Genomic DNA, 3,064 nt, shown 5'->3' on the forward strand with positions numbered 1-3,064 from the left:
GGGAGAATGCACACCGACGGCGGGAGGTCCGGATGACGGTGGACACGGTGGCGGAGTTCGAGGCCCAGCGCGGGCGGTTGACGGCGGTGGCGTACCGGATGCTCGGCAGCCGCAGTGAGGCCGAGGACGCCGTCCAGGAGACCTGGCTGCGGTACGCCTCGGCGCTCGGCGACCCGGCGGCCCGCGCCGAGATCCGGCACCTCGGCGGCTGGCTGACCACCACCTGCGCCCGGATCTGCCTGGACGTGCTTCGCTCCGCCCGGGTACGCCGGGAGACCTACCCGGGGCAGTGGCTTCCCGAGCCGCTGGTGGACCCGCTGCGCCCCGGCCCCGAGGCGGACGGCTACGCCCCCGACCCGGCCGAACGGGCGGTCCGCCGGGACCAGATCGGCACCGCCCTGATGGTGGTACTGGAACGGCTCACCCCCGAGCAGCGGGTCGCCTTCGTCCTGCACGACGTCTTCGCGGTGCCGTTCGCCCGGATCGCCGAGGTGTTGGGCGGCACACCGGAAGCAGCCCGACAGCTCGCCTCCCGCGCCCGCAAGGCGGTCGACGCGCCGGACGCGCCCCGACACACCGCCGACCCCGCCGAGCAGCGACGGGTGGTGGCCGCCTTCGCCGCGGCCACCGAGTCCGGCGACCTGGGCGACCTGCTCCGGGCGCTGGCGCCCGACGTGCAACTGATCGCGGACAGTGGCGGGCACTTCCCCTCGGCCCGCCGGCCGGTCACCGGCGCGGACAACGTCGGCCGGTTTGTCCTGGGGCTCTTCGGCCGGGCCGGCCGCTACGGCCAGCGGGTGCTGAGCCGGCCGGTGCTGGTGGACGGCGTGCTCGGGTTGCAGCTGGAGACGGTGCACACCGACGGCCGGGCCCTGCGGATGGTGGCCGCCTTCGCCATCGCCGACGGGCGGATCACCGGCATCTTCAATCAGTTCAACCCGGACAAGCTACTCGGCCTGCCGGGTCTCGGCGGCGATGACCGTTGGCCGCCGGCCTGGTGAAGCCCTCTCAGAGCACCAGGGCCAGCCACTTGCGGTACGCCGTGCGGAACGGTTCGGTTCCGTCGCCCAGCGCGCCGAGCAGCCACCGGGCCGCCGCCTCCGCCTCGGCGACCAGCTCCGGCGGGTAGCCGAACCGCTCCCGGTGCTCGGCGAACTCGTCCTCGTCACGGAGCTCGACGAGGCCGGTGGCCCGGCGGCGCACCACGTCCAGATCCAGGTCGAACAGATGGACGGTGTCGTCGCCCTCCCAACGCGCCGGGGTGGTGATGTCGCAGTAGACCTCACTGGTGCGCGGCGGCGGGTTGAACATCCCCGTCCACCAGGCGTGGTGCGGCACGAGCAACACGAACGGGATCTGCTCGACCGACGGGCGGCCGTGGTAGACCGACTCGGTGCCGGACGGCACACCCAGCCAGACGCCGAGGTCGTCCTCGGTGAGCCGGCGAGCTGGATAGTCACGGTGGGCGCTGCCGTCGTACTTGCGGTAGATCACACGGACCACGTCGCTCGGCATGAGTCGCACCCTAGCCGATTTCGCACGACCGTCGCTGCGGGGAATCTACCGGACACGAGGGGTGGGATTCCGTGCCGTCACCACGCCACCCGGGCGTCGACCCGGCCGCTGTCGGGGCCGGCGGGTACCGTCGCACGGTGACTCCCCCCCACACCGCCAGCGGCACCGCCACCCCGTCGGCCCGTGGCCGGCGTCGGGGGGCCAGACCCAGCGGGAGCGAGCTGCTGGCCGCGGCCGTGGGCGCGGTCCCCGGCGGCGCGGCCCGCCCCGGCCAGCAGCAGATGACCGAGGCGATCGAGCGGTCCGTCGCCGCGGGTGAGCATCTGCTGGTCCAGGCGGGCACCGGCACCGGCAAGTCGCTGGCGTACCTCGCTCCGGCGCTGACCGTGGACGGTCCGGTGGTGGTCTCCACCGCCACCCTCGCGTTGCAGTCCCAACTCGTCGAGCACGACCTGCCCCGGCTCGCCGACGCGGTCGAGCCGGTGCTCGGTCGCCGGCCCACCTTCGCCGTGCTCAAGGGGCGGCACCACTACCTCTGCCTGGCCCGGCTGGACAGCTCCAACGAGGACGAGCCGGAGGACACCCTCTTCGACGCGCCCGCCGCTCGTCCGGCCGGCGGCACCAAGTGGCTCGGTGAGGCGGGCCGGCTCGGCAAGCAGATCCAGCGGCTGCGGGACTGGGCGGACAGGACCGCCACCGGCGACCGGGACGAGCTGGACCCGGGCGTGGACGACCATGCCTGGCGGCTGGCCTCCATGCCGGCACGGGAGTGTGTCGGCGCCACCCGCTGCCCGTTCGGCCAGGAGTGCTTCGCCGAGGCGTCCCGGGCGCGGGCCCGCGAGGCCGACATCGTGGTCACCAACCACAGCCTGCTCGCGGTCGACATGCTGGCCGGCCGGCACATCGTGCCGCCACACAAGCTGCTGATCGTCGACGAGGCGCACGAGCTGGCCGACCGGGTCTCCTCCGCAGCCCAGGCCGAGCTGGTCCCCGAGCTGATCGACCGGTCGGCCCGGCGGGCCCGCCCGCTGCTCAAGCCGGACGTCGCCGACCGACTCACCGAGGCGGGCGACGCGCTCGCCGTCGGGCTGGCCGAGGTGCCGGCCGGGCGGCTCACCGCCGGGCTGCCGGCCCCGTTGCGCGAGTCGTGCACGCTGCTCGACGCGGCGACCCGCGCCGCGCTGGACGCGATCGGCGACGTCAAGGCGGACGACCCGGACCCGGTCCGCAAGCAGCAGGCCAAGGCGGTGCTGGACGAACTCTCCACCACCGCGCAACGGCTGCTGGAGGAGGCCGACCACGACGTCGCCTGGGTGGAGAAGCCGGAGAACGGCAGCCGACGGGCCCTGGTGGTCGCGCCGCTCTCGGTCGCCGGCACTCTCGCCACTCACCTGTACGAGGAACGCACCGTCGTCGCCACCTCCGCCACCCTGACCCTGGGCGGCCGGTTCGACACGGTGGCCCGGGCACTCGGGTTGGACGCTCCCCCGCCCGCCCCGCCGACGCCGGCCGCCGCCGCGCTCGCCGCCAGCACCGCCCGCGGCGACAC

Annotated in this window: 3 protein-coding genes; 2 read left to right on the forward strand and 1 reads right to left on the reverse strand. The window is 74.6% G+C overall.

What is annotated here, in order from left to right:
* The first annotated feature begins 32 nt into the window (after nt 1–32).
* Complete coding sequence (gene sigJ, locus E1193_RS30770) at nt 33–1,001, forward strand: RNA polymerase sigma factor SigJ (RefSeq protein ID WP_207922940.1); 969 nt, start codon at nt 33–35, stop codon at nt 999–1,001.
* Nucleotides 1,002–1,008: 7 nt separating this feature from the next.
* On the opposite strand, the gene E1193_RS30775 is transcribed toward sigJ, so the two are convergent.
* Nucleotides 1,009–1,515 carry a DUF402 domain-containing protein gene (locus tag E1193_RS30775; RefSeq protein ID WP_132186635.1) on the reverse strand — a complete coding sequence of 169 codons (507 nt, stop codon included), beginning with the start codon at nt 1,513–1,515 and terminating at the stop codon, nt 1,009–1,011.
* A gap of 137 nt (nt 1,516–1,652) precedes the next feature.
* Here E1193_RS30775 and E1193_RS30780 point away from each other — a divergent pair.
* The coding region (locus E1193_RS30780) for an ATP-dependent DNA helicase (protein WP_243707976.1) at nt 1,653–3,064 on the forward strand (1,412 nt) is incomplete at its 3' end.

Origin of the sequence: Micromonospora sp. KC606, assembly GCF_004348675.1 — a bacterium.
GTDB lineage: Bacteria > Actinomycetota > Actinomycetes > Mycobacteriales > Micromonosporaceae > Micromonospora.

What these genes read in the sequence shown, in the direction of transcription:
- sigJ (WP_207922940.1), top strand. Translation starts at nt 33, where the DNA reads ATGACGGTGGACACGGTGGCGGAGTTCGAGGCCCAGCGCGGGCGGTTG.
- E1193_RS30775 (WP_132186635.1), bottom strand. Translation starts at nt 1,515, where the DNA reads ATGCCGAGCGACGTGGTCCGTGTGATCTACCGCAAGTACGACGGCAGC.